The sequence below is a fragment of the Pareuzebyella sediminis genome, from assembly GCF_008367235.1.
Classification (GTDB): domain Bacteria; phylum Bacteroidota; class Bacteroidia; order Flavobacteriales; family Flavobacteriaceae; genus Pareuzebyella; species Pareuzebyella sediminis.
In genome coordinates this window covers 524,691-547,872 of record NZ_VTZS01000003.1, presented here as the reverse complement: position 1 = coordinate 547,872, position 23,182 = coordinate 524,691, and the positions used below count along the sequence as shown (strand labels likewise).

Genomic DNA, 23,182 nt, shown 5'->3' with positions numbered 1-23,182 from the left:
AAGCTATCGGTTCTGAATTTTGGCCCAAGTATCCCGAAGTCCCACTGTTCGATTAAAGACTAACTTTTCATTCGAAGAATCAGAATCCACACAAAAGTAACCCAACCTTTGGAATTGTACCCGTTTCCCAGCCTCCACGTCTTTGAGGCTAGGCTCTAGGAATCCCTTTATAACTTGTAGCGAATTCGGATTGATAAACTCCATAAAATCTTTGTCCTTATGTGTATCGGGGCTTTCATCTATAAAAAGGCGATCATATAAGCGCACCTCCGCTTCGATAGCGTGTGCTATGGATACCCAGTGCAGTGTTCCCTTAACCTTTCTCAGGCTTTCTTCCGAACCGCTTCCACTCTTACTTTTTGGATCATACGTGCAATGCACCTCAGTAATATTCCCATCGGTATCTTTGGTGCAGCTTTCAGCTTTAATAATATAGGCCGACTTCAAACGCACTTCTCCGCCTAATTTCAATCTGAAAAACTTTCGATTTGCTTCCTCTTTAAAATCATCTCGTTCAATATAAATCTCACGGGAAAAGGGTATGTTTCGAATTCCTGCCGTATGGTCTTCCGGATTATTCTCGGTCTCCAACCACTCTACCTTTCCTTCGGGATAATTGGTAATGACAACCTTAATGGGGTTCAGAACTCCCATAACCCTGGGAGCCACTTTGTTGAGATGCTCCCGCACATGAAATTCCAACAAACTCACGTCAATCAAGTTCTCCCTCTTGGCAATTCCTATGGTCTCCGCAAAATTACGTATAGATTCGGGGGTATATCCCCGTCTTCGGAGTCCAGAAATCGTGGGCATACGTGGGTCATTCCATCCCGTGACAACGCCTTGCTCAACCAACTGTAATAACTTTCGTTTACTCACCACCGTATGGCTAAGATTTCTCCGAGCGAACTCTCGTTGCTTCGGGCGTAGCTTTCTTGGTTCGACCACTTGATCTAAAAACCAGTCATATAGTTCACGATGCATAGCAAACTCCAAGGTACATAGGGAATGTGAAATCTGTTCTATATAATCACTTTCGCCATGAGTCCAATCATACATGGGGTAAATACACCAATCGGTATTTGTGCGATGATGCGCTTTATGTAACACTCGGTACATTATTGGGTCTCGCATCAACATGTTCGAAGAGTTCATGTCGATTTTAGCGCGAAGCACATGCGAGCCCTCCTCAAATTTACCGTTTTTCATCCCCTCGAACAACTCAATATTTTCGTCAATGGAACGATTACGGAAGGGACTCTCCGTGCCTGACTCCGTAGGAGTGCCTTTTTGCTTTGCCATTTCTTCTGAGCTTTGACTATCTACGTAAGCCCTTCCATTCTTGATGAGCTGTAAAGCCCAATCATACAGTTGTTGGAAATAATCGGAAGCATACCGTTCGGTATCCCATGAAAAGCCTAACCATTCCACGTCCCGCTTTATAGCGTCCACATACTCTTGTTCTTCCTTGGCGGGATTTGTGTCGTCGAATCTCAAATTAACCGGTGCGTCATATCGAATTCCTAATCCAAAATTTAGACATATTGAACTGGCGTGGCCAATATGTAAATAGCCATTGGGCTCGGGTGGAAACCGAAAGCGTAAATCCTGCCTTGAATACCCATTTCTCAGGTCTTCCTCAATAATATGTTCAATAAAATTTAACGATTCCGCAGCCTCGCTCATAAGGTAGTTTTTTAAGGCCCTAAAGGTAGTCAAAATGCATAAATAGTCCCACTTTGAATGACCTTTCATACAAATACCATCATTTCACAACACTTTTCTTCCTTAATACAACATTAAATTCACTACCCTCGGAATATGCACCATATTTGTTATAGTATATAGTGCACGTTTCATCCCAAATCAGACACGGCACACTCGTAGTAACCCCCAAAACTACACCTACTTATGCGCACAAAATTCAATACATCACATCTATTCTTCATGGCCCTTCTATTCATGGCCGTAACCGAGCTATCGGCCCAAGCTGTGGCTATCAACGCTCCCAAACCTGCAAACAACCCAAACATTACCTGCAACAGCGGAAACTGTCAATGGAACAGAATATGCGCAGGTAACAACGGAGGGTTCAACCAATACTATGCCACCGTAGACTGGGCAGGTAGCCCCAACAGTGGCAATGAATGGATTTTAGAACTATCCGACTTTAATGGTGATTTTACAAACGCTGTCGAACTTGCCCGTGAATCGAGCAATAGTGTCGTACAAGATCCGGGTTTTGAATTTTCCATACCCATCGACACCCAAGGAGACGGATACAAATTAAGGGTTCGAAGTACCAACCCAGCATCTACTGGCCAAGCTTCACCGGCCTATTCTATGTATTATTTAGGGTATACCTCTAATCTACATATCAGCCCTGATGGTGACGGTACAACGCCAGGAACTCTTCAAGCTTGTGGAGGAAACTCCATTACCTTGAGCGTTGACAATGTACCTTCAGCCGATTTAAATACCTATCAGTATTCTTGGTTCAGGAGTGGCACTCAACTTCCAGAAACAGGACCCTCCATCGAGACAGATGGCTCAGGAGAATACTTTGTATATATAGACTACGGAGATTGTACCTTCAATGCAAACACAGAGTCTAACCATATCATAATAAATACAGGAACAAGCTCAGGAATAGCCATCAACACGCCCACTTCAACTTCGCTTTGTGCGGGAGATCCGGCTCCTCCATTAGAGGCGAATGTGCAAGATGCGAATTATATCTATACTTGGTTCAAGGATGGGGTCACCGTACAACCCGCACAGATAGGCGGATTCTCCTATACCATAGACACGAATAATCCGGATTTTATCGGTGATTATACTGTTGAAATAAAAGGCACAGGACTTTGTACCGAAAGATCGGAGCCGGTTACAATAAGCAATTCAGGGGCATTTACCGTTTCGCGGGACAATGGAGCCAATATAGTTGTTTTACCAGGCCAGACCCAAGCACTGACGGTTACCACCGACGCCAGCGTTCCAACCTATGAATGGTTCTTAAACGGGGCTGCTATACCTAGCTCCAATTCTGCGGTATTGAATATCACCCAACCCGGAACGTATTACGCCGCTGTAACACAAACGGGGGGCGCTTGTTCGTCAACCACAATAAACTCCGAACCGACCGAAGTCGTAACCCCTACAGCATTCCGCCTTGAAATAGATTATGGAACTAGCTACGAATCTTGTGCCAATTCTAGCATTGTGCTCGAAATCGATAAAATCTATGCCGTATTGGCCGATATGTCAGAACTAGACGTTACCGCCGATACAAGCTCGTCGTTCACCTTTCAATGGAAAAAGGATGGAACAATAGTTTCAGCAGAAACATCACCTTCTATAAGTCTGACCGCCAGTACAGAAAACGGCACGTATGAATTAGATGGCGCTTTGGGCGGCCTCACCACCACTTCAAATACGCTGCCTGTTCAGCTAAGCAGTAGCGAAACGCTTACGATCAATAGTTCGAGCACCGTATACTGTAGTACATCAGACGTTATTACTATAAACACCGCGGCAGATCTTAATGGAGAGACTTTCGCCTGGCAGCGAAATGGTTCATCCATAAACACATCGGACCCACAGATCAATGCCACCCAGCCAGGAACATATCGATTGGTAATCTTAAGGGGGGACTGCCCAGTGCTATCGAATGAAATCGATATTCAACCATTAAATCCAGACCTCATTGCTTTGGATGTTACCGGTGACGTAGTTTTTCCTGAAGGAAGCTCTAAGACCGTAACCGCTAGCGGTGGAACGTCTTACCGTTGGTTAAACGCCGACAACATTGAGATAAGTAGCTCTGCTTCAGTAACCTTTTCAGAAGAAGGCAGCTATTTACTTATCGCAAATATCGACAACTGTGAAATAAGCAGACCCATTACGGTTTCTTATCTAGACCTATTTAATATACCTAACGTTATTACCCCGAATGCCGATGGAGCCAATGATCAATGGGTGATTCCGAATTCATATTCCAATAAATCAGATGTTAATGTTGTCATATATAATGCTAAAGGAGTAGAAGTTCTGAATTCTACCAATTATCAAAACAACTGGCCAGAATCTTCAATGGTTTTCCCAAAACAGAACATGGTCTTCTATTATGTCATCAAAAACGCCACAGAAACTTTAAAACAAGGTACCATAACCGTTATCAGATAACCCACCATGAAATTTGTTAAGCATATAGCCGTGGCTCTTTTTGCCATGCTGTCATTTTCACAAATACAAGCACAAGAAGATGACCCGGTACTATTGTACAGTCCCGCCTCCCAAAACCTGTTGAAATTCAATAGGTTTTTGATCAATCCTACCTTTTCTACAGTTCAGGAAGATAAGTCCTATATCAACCTTCTACACAGAAACCAATCAGTAGAATTCAAAGATAATGATCAAACCTATTTTTTGAGTTATAGCGGTCGAATAGGTGATAGAAGCGGATTAGGACTCAGTCTTTACAATCAAAAGATCGGCCCCGTTTCCAATACAGGGGTTTTAGCGAACTATGCTTACGGAGTCAAACTCAGCGAAAAAAGCAACTTTACTTTTGGGGCAAACCTAGCCTATTACAGTACCGGTCTTAATAGAAATAATATCGACGTTGTAGACCCCAATGATTTTCGCCTCAACGGTACAGAAGACAGCAACGTCCTATCCTTTCAACCTGGGTTCAATATATCATTTGGAAATTTTGACTTCGGTATGTTTGCCGAAAATCTCTTTGATTACAATCTCAAAACCAGTAAATCATTAACCGATTTCGCTGATAAAACCTACTCGAGCCACCTTCAATATACCCATCGGTTTAATAATGCCTCGGGTATCATGGAAAGTGCTCGCCTTATGCCTTTGGCACGAGTGCGCATGAACGGCCAAAACCGTTTTGCTACTACCGAAACACAAGCCCAAGACCTTTCGTTCGGAGGGAGTCTTATTCTTGATTTGCCGAAACTGGGCTGGTTACAGGGAGGCTATGACAGCTTCTACGGCGCATCTGCCGGAGCCGGCTTTAATATTAACCGAAGACTTTCCCTAGGGTATACCATGGAAAAAGGTCTGGGGGGTGATTTTGACAACCTGGGAGTGACCCATGAAATCTCATTTGCCTACTCATTTACACCCAACCTAACCGAAGACAGGGTCATGCTGGAAGAAGATTATGAAGACGACCTTGTAGACAAACAAAAGGTTGATCAGAATACAATGGCATCCAACGAAGAAATAGAAGAGCTAAAACGAAAGCTCGCAGAGAACGATGCCATCATCGAAGAACTAATGTTTCGTCAAGACTCTTTGGAAAATAGTCGCCAAAAGGACTTGGAAAGACGTTTTAACATGGTCATGAACATGGTTCGTAACGAAACCAACGGTCAAAGACCCGATCTTGAAAAGCGTGCCGAAAACTTGTTTCTAAAAGGCCAAGAGCGCTCTGCCCCACAAACACAGACCGCCTATACGGATGCTGAAAAACCAACTGCTACACATAATAGGGCTCTTTCAAAAGATGCGTTGGCGCAAAAAGGGCAGAACATGCATAGACCTGTTTCGGTGCAAGACAAAACACGAAACACATTTAAAACCGTTAAACCAACGACTACCTCGGTCAAAAGCCGCAAGTTCAAAAATCTCGATGGCGTCGAAGACGGGTATTATGTGGTAGCAAATGTATACAAAGGCGGGCGCTATATGGAAAAATTCATCAACGACCTCGATAGAAAAGGTGTCTCGGCCGATTACATATCGAATCCAGATAACGGTCTAAAGTATGTGTACCTTAAAAGATTCGATACTTGGCAAGAGGCTTTGGAGGCGCACAAGACAAACATGAACGGCGCCTATACCGGTGACCTGTGGATTATGAACGTCGACAATAAATACAGCAACGAGTCGTATGCCAGCAATGTGGACAAAATCAAAGAAAAATCCGCCAAATATGAAGGTGATGTTCTTCAGGCCAATGTCATCGTAAAAGATCGTGTGTCGGCGAACGAACTAAATCCAAAAACCTATAAAATTGAAGGTATAGGTTCAGGCTTCTACATTATAGCCAATGTTTTCGCCAACCCCAAGAATGCGAATCGCTTTGTTAAGCTCTTAAACTCCTATGGGCTTAGTGCCAGTTACTTTATAAACCCGGAAAACAACTGGAGATACGTGTATTTAAAAAGGCACGAATCGTGGAACAATGCCCTTCTTTCTTACTATACCAACCTGAACGATACGTATAACGACAAAATGTGGATTATGCGTGTCAAACCAAATCACTTGGCCTAAAATGAACAAGAAGAATATTCCATCATATTACAAGTACTTACTATTATTTGGGTTTTTGTGTGCTTTTTACAATTCCTACTCCCAAGAAGTAGCTCCCTTTACTCCACGATTAAATGGGGGCAATATCGAGATAAGGGGTGATATTGAATTCGTCGGAAACAATATTCTGAACCGTGCTTCAGAATCAAATCCCGCCCAAGCAAACGACCCCTATAACGGGACAGCGAATAATAATTCGCTATGGATGGAATATATCGATATCGACGGGGACCCTTCAACCTTTAGCTCCAGTAGCGCAGAACTTAATATAAGTGACCCCTCTTGTTCCCAAGTACGATATGCTGGGCTTTATTGGGCAGCAACATATCCAAATGAACGCAGTACGAACGGAGGCGCCCCGTTTAGTGGCACCCCTAGAATAGAAGATTGGTTCAACATAAAATTTCGTGTGCCAGGTGGCAGTTATGTCGACTTGACTGCCGATACTGCTGCGGATCCTGTGGGTCAGGAAGACGACATTATCTATGATGGCTATGATTACACCAACATCAATAATTCATTCAAGGACTCTCCTTATATATGTTATAAAAATGTCACGGACCTGGTACGTTCCAACACCAATCCGAACGGTGAATATACCGTTGCCAATGTAAGGGCCACTAAGGGACGCCGACAGGGGTCTAGTTCGGCAGGATGGGTAATGGTCATTATCTACGAAAACCCTAATGAATCCGGTAAATTCATATCAACATTCGACGGATATGCGGGTATGTCGAGCGCAGCCGGAAATGTCGATGTTGCAGTAAACGGCTTCCGGACATTACCAAACCCGTTCCCCGTACGCGCAAGAATAGGGGTAGCGGCACTGGAAGGAGATCGCGGAATAACTAATGATCGTTTTTTTTTAAGGGCGAATTCCAGCGGAAGCTTTACCAATTTATCAACCGGGCTCAATCCGGCAAATAACTTTTTCAATTCCACCATTACCAATGATGGGAACGAGGTACCGACGAGAACGCCCTATGGCACAAACACCCTCGGTACCGATATCGATTTGTTCACCCTCAACAACCCCTTAAATTCGGTTTTGCCCAATAGCGAAAGCGGTGCCATCTTACGGTTTACATCTACCGGGGATGGATATGGCTCTTTTCTGGCGGTATTTGCCGTTGAAATTATCGAACCCAATATCGTCTTGGAAAAGAAGGTAGAAGACATTTCGGGTAACGACATTACAGGACAAGGTGTTCACTTGGGACAATTGCTGGACTACGTCCTATCCTTTGAAAACATCGGCAACGACGATGCTACAAATTATACTATTCGAGATGTGTTGCCAATAAATGTGACCTTGGACGAATCGAATATTACCATGCCGCCTGGCACTACGTATGTCTATAACGAGGCCTTAAGAGAGGTCATCTTTACCATACCCGATTACCTCGTAAATCAGGGTGATCCAATTGCCCAAATCCGCATGCGGGTTCAAGTGGCAGAAAACTGCTTTGACTTTATCGATGCCTGTTCGGATCTTATTCAAAATTTGGCCTATTCTACCTATCGTGGTGCCATAAACAGCAATCAAATTACGGATGATCCTAGCGTTACAGATTTCGACAACTGCGGTTTCATCGTTCCAGGCGCCACCAACTTTTTATTGGATGATCTTTCCGATTGTAGTTTTTCGCGCACGGTTCAACTGTGCGGCGACAGCGTTGTACTAGATGCCGGTGACAATTTTGATGATTATATCTGGAAACGTGATGATAACGGAAATGGCGTTTTCGATGCGACCGACACCACGATAACCGACGGCGATCCCGATAATGATCCCAGTACGATGACCGTTTCCCAAGAGGGTACTTATATCGTCGATAAAATTGTAGCCGACCCTTGTAAGGGCTTTAAGGAAATAATGGTAGTCGAGCGCTTCGGAAGCGATCGAACCAACCCCATCATTGAGTACTACAACACCATTAATAACGATGCCGATCCAACAAACGACATTCAGGGGGAAATCGTGCAATGTTCAGTTGACGGTGATTTACTGCCAAAAATATTCCTCTGTGGTTCCAACGATGAACAGCCTATTCAAATAAATATTCTCGACGCACAGAGTATGTCTTGGGAAAAGTTGGATGAGGCGAGCTGTGATGCAGCTCCGGATGATTGCGCCAATAAAAATCTCACTTGTGTCTGGAACCAAGTCGCTACCGGTAGCGACTATACAGCCAATACTGCAGGAAAATACCGATTGGTAATTAACTACCAGAACGGATGTTTTAACCGGTATTATTTCGATGTCTTTCAGAACACCCTTGACATTCAATATAACAAGACCGATATGCTATGCGGAAATGATGGCAACATTACTATCACAAATTTAGGAAGTAATTATGGCTATCAGTTGGTCAATGTATCGACCAATTCAATCATCGTTCCCTTTAGCGCCAATGGCGGCCCTAGTTTTGATATTGCAGGCAACGGTTCGTATCGCGTTGATGTCGTACAATTAGATGGGTCGGGCAACCCAATCGATGGTGCCTGTATTTTCAGCACACCAGATATCGGTATCTTGAACCGTATATTCAATGTTGATGTCGAAAAAACCGATGCCTCCTGTACAGGTTTCGGTTCGATAACGCTTTCTGCCTTGAATGCGGTAGGCCAATATTACTATGAGGTATCGCAGGGCGGAAACACGGTCGACACCTTTGGCCCGTCAGACGACAACACCTATACGTTCACCAACCTAAACCCTGGAATATATGACTATATGGTGACCACCGACGATGGTTGCGCTGAAACAGGTCAAGTTGAGATTATTGACAATACCGATCTGGCTATCGAAGCCAGGGTCTCACAACACATTACGTGTAAAGAGGGCAATATTCTCATGAGTTCCGATGGCGGAAAGACGCCGCACACCTATGCTATTTGGTCATATACAGACGATAACGGGGTATCAGTCACTTCATATAACAATCCAAGTGAAATCCCCGCTTCTGAATATCAAACGAGTCAAATTTTCGATATTTACGACCCCGGTTTCTACACCTTTATTGTCGTCGATCGAAATAACTGTGTTGCCTTTTCGAATACGGTAGAAATTGAATTTAGGCCCGCGGCAGAATACGACCCGACCTCGGTGACTGATGTACTTTGCTTTGGGGATGCCACGGGAGCGATTCAGTTCAATTTGGTAGATGATAATGGCTATCAACTTACCTATTATCTCTTCGACGGAACCACTTTTGACGAAGATAATTATGATTATACCAATGCCATTGCGACCAATGCTTCTGGAAATTTTCCAGGACTTCCTGCAGGCGACTATGCGGTGGTCATTAACCAGCGTAAGGGCAGTGCCTCATGCGATTATTTTGAATACCATACAATTAGCACTCCCTCTACTGGGTTGGACGCGACCTCGGTGCTGATTCAAGAGTATACCTGTACCCAAGACGCTATCATCGAAGCACAAAATGTTACAGGAGGAACGGCTCCTTATTCATATAGCATAGATGGTATTAACTTTACTCCCGATAGCACTCCAAATGCAAATCGTTTTGAAAATTTAATCGATGGAACGTACACCATTACCGTACGTGACAACGCCGGTTGTACTTTCCTTACCGACCCGATTACGATAGCGCCGCTAAATGAGCCTAGCGACTTAACCTTTATGGCTACACAGCCTCTCTGTCCGGCACTGACTTCAGATGTCACGGTTTCGGTACTTGACGGAAACGCTCCCTTCACCTATGAAATAACCGCTCCAGCTGCAAATGTGGTAAACAATGGGAACAACGCCGTGTTTTCGGGACTTTCGGCGGGCACTTATACCTTTAGGGTAAGCGATGCAAAAGGCTGTTCCATTTCTGAAAGCTATACCATAGCCCCAACCATACCCTTAACGGTCAACGGGCAATTAGACAACAATGTAACTTGTTTCGGCCTTTCCGATGGGGCCATTACCTTTACCGTATCAGATTTCACCATGTCTTATGACTATGAAATTACGGGGCCAACCACCGTTTCGGTGAATGCCGAAACCTCGAACACCATACCCTTATCGGGCCTGTCAGCAGGAACCTACAGCATAACGGTAACCGATAACGACACCAACTGTACGGACACAACGAGCATTACGGTTTCCGCACCGCCATCGGCCTTGGTCATTTCAAATCTGGATGTTACCGATATTACTTGTTCAGCAACAGGAACTAACCCCGGTTCGGTCGTGATTACAGCTTCAGATGGGTGGGGCGGCTTTGAATATGAGCTTGAAGACCCAAGTGGCGCTGTTACCGGACCCCAACCTACCAACTCTTTTACGGGGCTGACGGACACTTCAGGAAACTATATCGTTACGGTCAGGGATGCCGGAGGATGTGAGGTCACCCAGACCTTCGCTTTGACACCTTTGGTATCTCCCAATCTAGATGTGTCGGCCAATAGCCTTTGTTACGATAGTACGACAGGCCTTACTTTGACGGCCAATGTTGTTTCCGGTGGGGTTGCTCCATTTCAGTACCGGCTAAATGGAGGGTCCTATCAAAGCAATACCAGTTTTACAGGTTTAGGACCTGGAAGCTATACCGTTGAGGTTATAGACGGCAAAAATTGTACGGGCTCGGCCAGTATCGACGTGTTTCCAACGTTAGCCGCCTCGGCCAGCCTTATCAAAGACCTTGACTGTAGCGCAACGCCCGATGCGGAAATAAATGTCACTATTACAGGGGGAAATCCTAGTTTCACTTATGAGGTTTTCCGTGACGGCAGCTCGATACAAGCCGCTGTTGCCGCTCCTAGTAATCCCTTTTCATACTTCACCACGACCGCCGGAACCTATGAATTTGTAATTACCGATAGTGAAAGCTGCACCGTAACCACCAACCAGGTAGCGGTAACGGCCAATACTCCTCCAACGGTCAACGAAATATCCACAGATCCCCTGTGTAATAGCAGTACTGACGGAATCGCCGAATTACAAATTTCGGGAGGCACCCCTCCCTACCAAATTGTATTCGATGGTAGCGCCCCTTCAGCCCAAGCCACTTACACCGGCCTTTCTGCGGGAACATATGCCTATTCGGTAACCGATGCCAAGGGATGTGTCGTTACGGATGATATTACCTTAAATGCCCCGCCGGTATTGCTTCCTGGCACCATTGATGTAGTTCAAGACTATCGCTGTGACAATACCTCTGCAGTACTTCAGGTCATTAACTATGGCGGAGGAACCCCAGGATATACCTTTAGTATCGATGGCATAAATTTTCAAGCCTCCGACACTTTTAATACGAACATAACGGCCGGCACCTACACGATAACCGTAAGGGATTCCAACGGCTGTATCGCCCAAACCCCAGCTGTAACCATCGATTCTTTAGATCCTCCAACGGATTTAAATTTTGCACAGACTTCTCCGGTTTGCCCGGCCGTGGTCTCCGACGTTACCGTTACGGTAACCGGTGGTACCGCCCCTTTGATGTACGAAATTATCGCTCCGGCAGCCAGCGTCGTAAACAATGGCGGCAACAACCTGTTCTCAGGTCTAACCCCAGGAACCTATACATTTCAAGTAACAGATGATAGGGGTTGTACGATACTAGAGAACTATACAGTAGCTGACATTCCAAGGGTAAGCGTACTTTCCCAGTTGACCGGTAATGTGAGCTGCTTTGGCCTCTCGGATGGCGAATTTACCTTTACCGTCACCGACTTTGTATCAACCTATAGTTATACGGTAGAAAACAGCTCGGCGACCATCGTTCAGAGTCAAACCAATATTAACCTGACCGTACCCGTTGCCGTCACCGGATTGGTGGCAGACACCTATACAGTAACCATCACGGACGATACCACGAACTGTACGGACACCTCGGTTGTCACCGTTGACGGTCCTGCAGCGGCTTTGGGTTTCTCCTTTACCAATACTCCGGTAACCTGTATCGAAAATGCCACAATTTCTGTCTCTGCCACGGGAGGGTGGGGCAGCTACGAATACCAATTGGAGAATACGGTCGGCCCCGCCATTGTATATCCTTATCAGGGGTCTAGCACATTTACCAACGTGCCTTCAGGTTCTTATACCATTTATGTTCGTGATGCAGGTGGGTGTGTTGTTGACCGGCCAATAATCATTGACCCGGCGGAAACTCCTACAATTGCCGTTAGTGCCTCTTCCGATTATTGTTTTGATGGCACTGATCAAGCAATGTTATTAATTGATGTTACGGACGGTGTGGCCCCTTATTCCTATAGCATCAACGGAGGGGCGCTAACCTCGTCCGGTGGAAGTCCGATTTCGATTTCAAACCTAATACCTGGTACTTATAACATTCAGGTTACCGATGCTTACGGATGCGTTTCCAACGTCATCACCGGAACCATAGAACCTCAATTAACTGCAAGTGCAATAGTCAGCAAGGCCTTGGACTGTACGGCTTCCCCAGACGCCATTATCGATGTTGCCATAGCAAATGGTTACACACCCTATGCCGCCTATGAAGTGAGTTCTGACGCGGGAGCTTCGTGGTCTTTACCAACAGCAATCGTTGGTAGTGGGTTTTCCTACACGACACCATCTGCAGGCACCTACCTATTCAGGGTTACAGACAATAGGGGCTGTGCCGTGAGTGCACAAGCCGTAATCGAACCTATTGATTCCCCGGATATTACTTCTATAGTTCAGACCGCCGATATCTTATGTAACGGTGATGCAGGGGCTTCGATTCAGATCAATCTAGACAATACAAGGGGAGTGGCCCCATACGCTATATCTGTGGTTAACACCACCACTAGTACAAACTACGGTAGTCAAACTTCTGGTTTGCCCGCAGGCACCTACGAAGTGACAGTCACCGATGCGAAGTCGTGTTCTGACATGGAAGTTATTGTAATCGGAGAGCCCGATCCCATAACCTATAACATCAATTTGATGCCAATTACTTGTGATACGTCATCTGGCACCAACCCAGGATCGATCACGGTTGAAAACGTTACGGGCGGTACCCTTGGGTTTACCTATTACCTCACCGGAAACAACGGTTATAGTGCCTCGCAAGTCGAGCCAACGGGTGGTGACTATACCTTTACCATTCTTGAGTTCGGAATCTATGAAGTAGATGTGGTTGACGCAAACGGTTGCTCCGTTGTAACCACCAACATTATCGCTTCACCGCCAGACGACCTTGACATCGATGTTTCTACGGCAACAGCGGACTGTGTCACAGGGGGTACCGCTGTGGTTACCGTAACAACCGCGATTCTAGGCACCAATTACGAATTCGGCATTCTTGATAGTTTTGGGGTGCCCTATGCCTCCACCTATTTCCCGCCAGACGTTTCAAATGGGCCCACTCGCACGTTCACAGGTCTAACCCCGGGTATTACCTACACCTTTGTGGTACATGACATTACGACTAATTGTTATTATTTTGAAACCGCGGCGGCCCCTATTGACTCGCCCTCCAATCTAACCGCCACCCTCGATGCGGTGAACAATATTACGTGTACGGGAAGTGCCGATGGCAACGTAAGCTTTACCTTTGATAATTATGCCGGAGATGCCACGAGTGTAGATTATGAAATCTTTAATTCACAGTCAAACCTGACTACCGGTATTACCGGTTCCTCTGCCGTAAACCCTCCCGGCGTAGGAACAGGCGTCAGTGTGTCGAACCTTGGTCCTCTGCCCTATGGGGTGTATTACATCTTGTTTACCGAAGTTGGTGGAACCTTTGCCGGATGTACATCCGCTTCCGCACAATTTACGATTACCGAATCGACCAATTTGTTGCAAGTTACGGCCGCCCTTGAAAGAAATGATAACTGTTATACGAACGCCGGACAAGTGTCGGCCGTAGGTCAGTTTGGAACCGCTCCCTACGAATATCAGATAGCCTTGGCTACCGATCCGGCTCCGACGGCGGCAACATGGTCTGGTGGTTCCACCAATGTCTTTAACGTCGAAGGAGGCAATTACACCGTGTATATCAAAGATGCCAACAATTGTATACAATCCGACGGGGTGGTAGTTCCAACCGATCCTTCTTCTGAAATTAGTGTGGTGGCCGCTGATCAATGCACGGCGGACGAAGGGACTTTCTCCGCAACGATAACACTGGACGTAGGGGGTATTGCGCCTTATTCCATTCGTGTCGATGGGGCTGCACCCCAGGCAGCCCCGGCTTTAGCGAATGCCGGCGATACGATGATAGTCACGGGACTTTCCTCCGGGGCCCACACATTTGAAATTTTGGATGCCAATGGTTGTGGTGAGCTTGAAAACATCACTCTTTTTGCCCCGTTGACCGTTTTGGCCAACCTTACGGCTGACGAATTTTGTAATCCGGCCAATTCTGGTGAAGTAACCGTCACGGCAAACGGAGGCTCGGGCACCTACAGTTATACCCAAATTACTCCTGCAGGTCCGACGAATGCTTCGGGAATATTCATAGGCCTGACCCACTCTATAAACTATACTTTTGAGGTTGAAGATACCGTTACAAATTGTACGGCCCAAGTATCGATAACGCTTCCAGCACCCTCTGTACCCGCCTTCAGCCTAGAAGCAACAGACGTGAGCTGCTTTGGAGGAAGCGATGGAACCATAACGGTTACACTCGCCCCTGGTAACATAGATGTTCCCTATCTCTATAGTTTGGATGGAGGAACAACTACTCAGGCGTCCAATGTGTTTACTGGGCTCACCCAAGGTACATACAATGTAACGGTCGTTTCGAGCAAAGGCTGCGACGATACTCAAAGCATAGATATCGCCGAGCCTTCCCAACTGGACATATCGGCTTCAGCCTCTGCTTTCAGTTGCGACGATTCCGCAAGTACAATCACGGTGACTGTAAATAATGATGGTTTGGGCAACCCTTCAGGTACTGGCCCTTACGTATATAGCTTTGACAACGGTGCCAATTATCAGGCCAGCAATTCATATCAGGTACCGTTCGGGTCACCGGACATCAATGTGGTCGTAAGGGATGCCAACGGTTGTACGGATTCTGAAACAGTACCTATTCCGGTTGTCCAGCAAGTTACCGCTTCAATCAATCAGATTCAAGCCATTGATTGTAACAATGGTGCTGAAATTATTGAAATAGTGGCGGCGAACGGATCAGGCTCGTACATATATACCGAGCTTCCAAGCGGTGCCGTTATTGCCGATCCCACAAACATCACTATTAATCAGCCTGGCACCTATGCTTATGAGATAACGGATACGGTTACCAACTGTTCGGTCACGGTCGAACACGTTGTTGCCCCGTTTGACCTAATTGACGCCACAGCCACGGTAATCAGCGATGCAACATGTAGTGAAAGTGCTGACGGAACGATTGAAGTGACAATAACGGGGTACACCGGGACCTTTAACTATCAGGTTTTGGATAATTTCGGAGGGTTTATTGCCGGAGCTTCAGGTGCCGACAACGCCACCAGCGACCCTTACACTTTCGGTGTGCCAACATCTTTGCCCGCAGGCACCTATACCGTTCAAATCACCGAGACAGCATATCCTCAGTGTGTAGCCGAGACAAATACCGTTACCGTTGACGCACCCGAACCGATAAGCCTTCAATTAGTAGACAATGTAAATGCCAATTGTAACGAAGCCAACGCCATCGTTACCGTACAGGCGACAGGAGGTACTGCACCCTATACCTATGGCGCCACAATAAGCGGAGCCGGAATACCCGGAAGTTTTCCGTTCGATGCTACTGTAGAATTGGACCCTGCGGTGAGTCTCGATTGGGATATTTATGCCAGGGACAGTAATGGGTGTATCATTGCAGCGCCTTTGGCCGTTACGGTTGGCGCGGATACCTTACCTGATATTACACTTGCGCTCGACGATAAATGCGCAGACGAAGGTAGTTTCTCGATTACTGTTTCCCTAGACGCAACAAATAACGGAATTAGCCCTTATACCATGAGCATCAATGGATCCGCCTTTCAAAGTATCCTCGGTTTTCCATACACTTACACCAACCTGACTTCAGGGATATATGCTATTGAAATTAGGGATGCCAACGGATGTGGAGAAGTTGAAAATATAACAATCGATCCCGAATTGCGAATTACGGCCGACGTGGTCAGTCAACCCTCCTGTAACACCAACGATGGTATAATTCAGTATACTGTTATCGGAGGTGATGCAAGCAACGCTGTTTCATTGCTCAATGCCTCGACCATGGCCGATACAGGTCTGACACCTACAGGAAACCAGTTTACAGGGGTTCCTTTTGGCAATTACATTGTTCGTGTTACGGATACACCCATAACAGCGACATCCTGTACAGCAGATGCTCCAGTGTCTTTAGAAGAGCCGACGCCGGTAACGTTACTTGCCTCCGACAAGACGGATGTGAGTTGTCCAGGTGCCTCCGACGGCACAATTACCGTGAACTTGGCACCACCCAGTGTTGGTGTAAACGACAACCCTCCCTATACTTTTGAAATTACGGATGGTTCCACTACCATTACACAACTTTCAAACCTGTTTACGGGTCTTGCAGCGGGTGTATATGATATTACGGTAACCTCAAACAGAAACTGTATCGCCACTGATCAGGTTACCATTATTGAGCCAATTGCCCTAGACGCCAATGTGACCAATGTGGTACCGTTTGCCTGTGATATGAATAATGCGGAACAAGTAGCCCAGATTGAGATCACTATTACACCTGGAACAGGAACACCCGATTATTTTTACAGGGTTAATGGCGGTAGCTTCCTGCCTACCGGTGGAACAGTATTTACCTATGACGTGCTAAACGCAGGGACTTACGACTTTGAGATTCGTGATGCCAACGGATGTACATTTCTCTTGCCGACCCAAACCATTGACCCGATCAATTCTTTTGTGCCTACGGTGTCCCAAGTTGCATCGATTACATGTGCTGGGCCGGAAGAGGTGCTAATTACCGTAGCCGACGATGGAAACCCACATGTTTACACCTTCGAATTGCTACCTATCGGAAATCCGAACGGCGTACAAACGGCTTCCACCAATACAACGGCAAATTATAACTTGACTGCGGTGGGAAGTTATACTTTTAGAATTACGGATACTGCCACGGGATGTTATGTTGATACTGCCCCTTATGAAATTTTGCCTTATGACCTTATCGACGTCGTCGCTACGCCGACATCATCGGTCACCTGCTTTGGGGATAGCAATGGCATCGTTGAAATAAATATAACCGGTTATTCTGGCTCCTATGATTACGAAGTACTCACACAAGCGGGCGCAAGTGTTCAGACGGGATCTGGTAACACGTCCACCAATCCAATGGCCATTACAGGGCTATCTGGCGGAAACTATTTCGTAAGGGTCACGGAAACCACGGCTCCAGGATGTTTTGAAGATTCGAACACAATAACCATAGCATCTCCAGACATGCCGCTTGTCGCCGATGCAACTCCTGTAGGAAGTGCTACTTGTACCGATGACCAAGGAGAAATTTTAGTGGACGTAACTGGTGGTTATGGGCCCTACGATATCGTATTGAACAATACGACTTCGGGCCAGACTTATACCGCGAACAATGTACAAGCCATGTTGTTTACTGGTCTTTCCTCGGGTAACTATGATGTTACGGTAACCGATAGCGGTGGTTGTGTTGCAACGGATACCGAAGTGCTAGCAACTCCTACCCCCATAACAGCAAATGCCATTCCCTTAGTCACCGACTTGTCGTGCTATGATAACACGGATGGTACTGTTACCGCCGTGGTAACCGGCGGAGGAAGCGGCTCCTATGAATATCGCCTGAACTATTACGATGCCGCAGGGGCGACAATTGAATTCTCTTCTGGCCAACAATCATCGTCTACTTTTACAGGCTTAGGTGAAGGTGTATACAGTGTAACCGTCGTTGATGGCTGGAACTGTGATGTAGAGACCAATCAAGTGCGCATCAACGAGCCATCCGAAGTGACCAGTTCGCTAACTCAAACTAGCGCTATGACCTGTGCAACCGAGGCCGAACTGCTGCTTACTGCCAGTGGTGGAACGGGCCCCTATCAGTACAGTACCGACAATTTGAACTTTGTGCCCATGAGCGGCGGCAATACCCACACCTTCAATATAGCTGCCGGAAATGAAGGCACCTATCAATATTATGTCATAGACGCTCAAGGTTGCGCGGCCAATGTTTCAAATAGCGTTAGCATTGAAGCAATCCCGGAACTGATATTGTATGTCGATAATAGCTCGGCGGTAATAAACTGTACAGGTGAAAATACAGCTATCATTTACGCCGACGCGGAAGGAGGATTAGGTAATTACAACTATGAGCTTTATAACGCTTACAACGGAACCGCACTTAATGCGGCCGATCGAATAGCGGGTCCTCAGACTTCGGGAACCTTTGCAGACCTTACTGCCGGGACCTATTACGTAAACGTGACAAGTGGCGATTGTATGGCACCTCCTCAAGAGGTTATTATAACCGAGCCCTTGCCGCTCACTTATACGGATAGTGTGTCGAATGTAACCTGTGTTGGCGAGAACGACGGTAGCATTTCGGTAACCCTTGAAGGAGGTTCTGGCGGATACCAATACGCCATTTCACCTCGTTTGGATAAATTCGATACCGAAAACGTTTTTGATGAACTACCAGGATCCCCAACAGGAATTACCTATACCGTAATAGCCCAAGACCAAAATGGCTGTTTTATTGAATTACAGTACACCATTTTTGAACCAGAACCTTTGGTGGCTACTGTAGTCACTACGCCTGAAACTTGTGAAGAAGATTTAGACGGTACTATTACCATAGAAATTACAGGAGGCACGGCCCCATTCAGAACTAGCTTGAACAATTTAGATGATTTTGAGCAAGACAGATTGATATACACCGGACTTGCCCCGGGCGCTTACTTCGTATACGTGCGGGATGCCAATGATTGTGAATACGTAGTGCCGGCCGTTGTTGATCAAGGTGTAAATCTCAACGCAGAAGTGACTCCTGTGTACGGTTGTAACGATACCATTCCAAATAACTACGTCAATATTATCCTTGAGGATGAAACTATCGCTGGAGACGTAATGTATGCCTTAGATTCTACCGATCCGCTTGACATGCAGCTCAACCCTTATTTCAGGGATATGACTCCCGGAGCACATTTCGTTACCGTGGCATCATCGTCGGGTTGTATCAAGACCTATGACTTTGAAATCATGGATTTTGAACCCTTAACCTTGACCTTACAGCAAAATAACATCAACGAAATCACTGCTATAGCTCAAGGCGGCCGAGAGGCATATACCTTTTATTTTGGAGATATTGATAATGGCCCCGATAACACCTTCGTTATCAACAGAACAGATACTTATGAAGTTACCGTGGTCGACGAAAATGGATGTGAAGCCCTGGCCAGCATCTATATAGAATTTATAGATATCGAAATTCCTAATTTCTTTACCCCAAATGGGGATAATGAAAATGATTTTTGGAAACCAAGGAATATACAGCAGTTCCCTGAGATACTAATAAAAATTTATGACCGTTATGGTAGGGTGGTGGCTCACATTTCACAGGATCATACCGGATGGGATGGTAAATACAACGAAAAAGAACTGCCCTCGGGAGATTACTGGTACGTCATTCAGCTAAACGGTGAAAATGATGAACGAGAATTTTTTGGCCACTTTACCCTATATCGATAAAACTTAACCTACAATGCACCATGCGTAAATTACTATGGACCTTACTGCTCTTGTCAAGCTCTATAACCTCATGGGGCCAAGAGCTCAATTCCCCCCAATTATCGCAATATCTCGCAGATAACCCTTTTGTCTTATCTCCCGTGTATGCGGGCATCGGTGACCATGTCAAGATAAGGCTCAATGGACTTGCCCAATGGGTTGGAATTAAAGATGCCCCCCAAACCCAATCGTTGGCCGCTGATATGCGTTTGGGTGAAAAGTCAGGTATTGGACTCTTTTTATACAATGATAAAAATGGATACACCAAACAACAGGGAGCTCGTGTTTCCTTTGCCCATCACCTAACATTAGACCGATACGACGATGAATTCTTGTCTTTTGGTATATCGTACAACTTCAACCAATTCAGGATAGACATCGACCAGTTTATAGATGCCAATTTAGATCCAGGGGTTATCAACAATCGCCAAACGACTAACAATAATTTCGATGTGGGTGCCATGTATCGTTATGGTAAATTTTATTTTAGTGCCAATGCCTCTAATCTTTTGGGTAAAGACCCGACAAAATTTACTTTCAACGCTGATGAACCCAATGAGCTAAGAAATTATTACGTTTACACTGGTTATCGATATAGAAAAAACAAGAATTCAGACCTCGAGATTGAACCCTCACTTTTGTTTAAAATATTTGAAAGTGATGGCCGTTCGGAAACAGATTTGAACCTAAAATTTCGATGGTATGATTTTGAAGACTATTATTATGCTGGTATAAATTATCGTTTTTTGAACGACCAAATAGGTGATCCTCTTTACATCGCGCCCTTTGCGGGTCTAAAAAAAAGCAATTTTTATTTTGGCTACTCCTATCAAATAATATTGAACGAGATTATTTCCTACAGTACAGGAACCCACGTAGTAACCATTGGGGTAGATCTTTTCCAAGGGCTTAGCAATTGTCGATGCACCTACTAATAAGCCATATGTTTTACGAGAACTAATCGTGAAAGCAGATGCTTTTTTTTCATTAGATTCCCTTAAGTTTGCAAAAAGATTGTGGACAGTGGGTAGGGTTAAAGTCAAAAATATAAGGGTCTATGCCCATCACGGATGTTTGAAGGAAGAAACAGCTATTGGCAGTGAATACCTCGTCGACGTTACGGTTGCGGCCAATCTTTCGAAGGCTTCTCTTTCCGACCGGTTATCAGATACTGTAGATTATGTACACATTAACCACATTGTAAAAGAAGAAATGGGGAAACCCTCAAAACTTTTGGAATATGTGGCTAAAAAAATAATTGGTAGAATTTTTAAAGAAATACCTATAGTAAAAAGAGCTAAGGTTTCCGTGTCCAAAATAAATCCACCTATAGGTGGAGATGTTGAAAAGGTCACTGTAGTGCTTAAAGAAAAAAGAGAGGGTTAAGTTTTCAAATCATTAAAAACCACTTAACTTTGCAACTTCGTTCGTATTTCAGCTACTAACGGAATTCAGAATTATAACTAGTGCCACCTTAAAGGTTTGACCATTTAAATATCTGGCATCGTGGCCGAGTGGCTAGGCAGAGCTCTGCAAAAGCTTGTACAGCGGTTCGAATCCGCTCGATGCCTCAATAAAATCCCGCATAGAATGCGGGATTTTTATTTCTTATTGATCATAAACACTTCGTTCTATTTGCTCAATACCTTCTTCGATATTGAGGCTATCCTTCGGTAAAAAACCCTTTACGATAAGTATCAGACCACAAATCAATAAAATGATTCCCAGTCCTTTTTTAATCCTGTGGATTCTTCTCGGGGTCAATTTTTTTTTCAACTGTTTCGCCAATAAAATCTTGAAAATATCAGTGACAAAATAAGCCCCCAGCATGGAGGAAAAGAAAACCGTGATACTAGTGGCATCATTTTCTAGACTAGGGCCAACCACAATTATTAGTCCTAGCCAAAAGACAAGAACACCAATATTGATAAAGTTCAATAAAAAGCCCTTTATAAAAAGACTTAAATAATCGCTTTTGCTCGTTTTTATATTAGCGGAATTATTTATTGGTGGTTTTTTGAAAAAAGTAGTGAGACCATACACAAAAAGTATAACGCCCCCGAACACATATAGTCCTGGCTGATTGCTAAGATTTTCCAAGAGCTGAAAACTACTGAAATAAGCGATAACCAAGAAAAAGGCGTCCGCTATAATAACGCCTAAATCAAAAATGATAGCAGCTCTGAAGCCCTTTATGGCACTTGTTTCTAGTAGTACAAAAAAAACAGGCCCGATCATAAAGCTCAAAAAAAAGCCCAATGGAATCGCTGCCTGTATATTGTCTAACATTTGTTTAATCAATAGAGGGTTGATCCTTTAGGTTTGTTCTATAAAACACCTTTGTAACAACCCAACATTTACTTACCGTTCAAAAAACTGGAAAGAGGAGTATGTAAAACTATAGCGGATTACCTATCACATACGAATGACTTTTCCGCCGAAAACCGTTTTTTCGTCCATTTTGTCCGGATCCCCATAAACTAAGACTTCACCTCCGGCTTTAACTGTGGCCTTCACATAATCTGAGGCAAAAATTTCAGCCCTTGACCCTGCGTTGACATTGACCGTAGAAAACTTGGTCTTCAATTCCTTTCCTTCGTAGACTCCTCCAGTGTTTATAGCAACATCTTGCAAGTCTGAGGAACCTGTAGTAGTAATAACCCCTCCTGTAACCGTTTTTATCAATAATTGTTCTACCTCGGCATGTATCGACAGTTCTCCCCCCTCTTGTGCCTTCAGCTCGAGAATATCTTGTTTAAAAGTCTCTTGGGATGAAATTCTGGCATCTTCGTTTACGTCTATAATAACCAGTTTTTCCGTGTAATAAAGATCCACAAAAGTGTGATATCCACTAAAAATCTTATCTATTTGCATGCGTATTTTTAGTACGCCATCATTGTTTACAATAGCAACCTTCTGAATATTGTCTCCCGTAATTACAGCCTTGTTCACATCAGATTTAACCAAATTTACAGACAGCCCATCATAGGCCTTTACCTCTGTAAACCGAGTAAGATCTTTAGTTACCTCTGTATTCTGGGCTGACAACAACTTTAAAAACCCAGTACATAATATCACAAGCAACACGAACTGTTTCATGTATTCGTTTTATAAGACAGACCGTTTAGGCCCTAAGGTTCTTTTTGATCG

At 44.9% G+C, this 23,182-nt stretch carries 8 protein-coding genes and 1 tRNA gene; 6 read left to right on the top strand and 3 right to left on the bottom strand.

Features of this window, described 5'->3' with window-relative positions:
- Positions 1-3: 3 nt before the first annotated feature.
- Complete coding sequence (locus F2B13_RS12885) at positions 4-1,686, bottom strand: glutamine--tRNA ligase/YqeY domain fusion protein (protein ID WP_149304380.1); 1,683 nt, start codon at positions 1,684-1,686, stop codon at positions 4-6.
- Positions 1,687-1,911: 225 nt separating this feature from the next.
- Between F2B13_RS12885 and F2B13_RS12880 the strand changes: the two genes are divergently transcribed.
- From F2B13_RS12880 to F2B13_RS12855, 6 genes are all read left to right on the top strand, one after another.
- A complete protein-coding gene (locus F2B13_RS12880) occupies positions 1,912-4,185 on the top strand; it encodes a T9SS type B sorting domain-containing protein (protein WP_232625234.1) in 2,274 nt (757 codons plus the stop codon).
- A 6-nt stretch (positions 4,186-4,191) separates the two neighbouring features.
- Positions 4,192-6,297 carry a PorP/SprF family type IX secretion system membrane protein gene (locus F2B13_RS12875; RefSeq protein WP_149304379.1) on the top strand — a complete coding sequence of 702 codons (2,106 nt, stop codon included), beginning with the start codon at positions 4,192-4,194 and terminating at the stop codon, positions 6,295-6,297.
- A gap of 1 nt (position 6,298) precedes the next feature.
- On the top strand, positions 6,299-19,993 hold the full coding sequence (locus F2B13_RS12870; protein ID WP_149273694.1) for a T9SS type B sorting domain-containing protein: 13,695 nt from the start codon (positions 6,299-6,301) through the stop codon (positions 19,991-19,993).
- Positions 19,994-20,013: 20 nt separating this feature from the next.
- On the top strand, positions 20,014-20,967 hold the full coding sequence (locus F2B13_RS12865) for a PorP/SprF family type IX secretion system membrane protein (protein WP_149273692.1): 954 nt from the start codon (positions 20,014-20,016) through the stop codon (positions 20,965-20,967).
- An 88-nt stretch (positions 20,968-21,055) separates the two neighbouring features.
- Complete coding sequence (folB, locus tag F2B13_RS12860; RefSeq protein WP_149273690.1) at positions 21,056-21,418, top strand: dihydroneopterin aldolase; 363 nt, start codon at positions 21,056-21,058, stop codon at positions 21,416-21,418.
- Between the two features lie 114 nt (positions 21,419-21,532).
- Positions 21,533-21,603 (top strand) — tRNA-Cys (locus tag F2B13_RS12855).
- Positions 21,604-21,640: 37 nt separating this feature from the next.
- Here the strand turns inward: F2B13_RS12855 and F2B13_RS12850 are convergent.
- Both F2B13_RS12850 and F2B13_RS12845 read right to left on the bottom strand, forming a co-directional pair.
- Positions 21,641-22,321, bottom strand: a complete 681-nt coding sequence (locus F2B13_RS12850; RefSeq protein ID WP_149273688.1) for a LysE family translocator — start codon at positions 22,319-22,321, stop codon at positions 21,641-21,643.
- A 126-nt stretch (positions 22,322-22,447) separates the two neighbouring features.
- Entirely contained in the window at positions 22,448-23,131 is a 684-nt protein-coding gene (locus F2B13_RS12845) for a head GIN domain-containing protein (RefSeq protein WP_149273686.1), read from the bottom strand.
- Positions 23,132-23,182: the final 51 nt, after the last annotated feature.

What these genes read in the sequence shown, in the direction of transcription:
- F2B13_RS12885 (WP_149304380.1), bottom strand. Translation starts at nt 1,686, where the DNA reads ATGAGCGAGGCTGCGGAATCGTTAAATTTTATTGAACATATTATTGAG.
- F2B13_RS12880 (WP_232625234.1), top strand. Translation starts at nt 1,912, where the DNA reads ATGCGCACAAAATTCAATACATCACATCTATTCTTCATGGCCCTTCTA.
- F2B13_RS12875 (WP_149304379.1), top strand. Translation starts at nt 4,192, where the DNA reads ATGAAATTTGTTAAGCATATAGCCGTGGCTCTTTTTGCCATGCTGTCA.
- F2B13_RS12870 (WP_149273694.1), top strand. Translation starts at nt 6,299, where the DNA reads ATGAACAAGAAGAATATTCCATCATATTACAAGTACTTACTATTATTT.
- F2B13_RS12865 (WP_149273692.1), top strand. Translation starts at nt 20,014, where the DNA reads ATGCGTAAATTACTATGGACCTTACTGCTCTTGTCAAGCTCTATAACC.
- F2B13_RS12850 (WP_149273688.1), bottom strand. Translation starts at nt 22,321, where the DNA reads ATGTTAGACAATATACAGGCAGCGATTCCATTGGGCTTTTTTTTGAGC.
- F2B13_RS12845 (WP_149273686.1), bottom strand. Translation starts at nt 23,131, where the DNA reads ATGAAACAGTTCGTGTTGCTTGTGATATTATGTACTGGGTTTTTAAAG.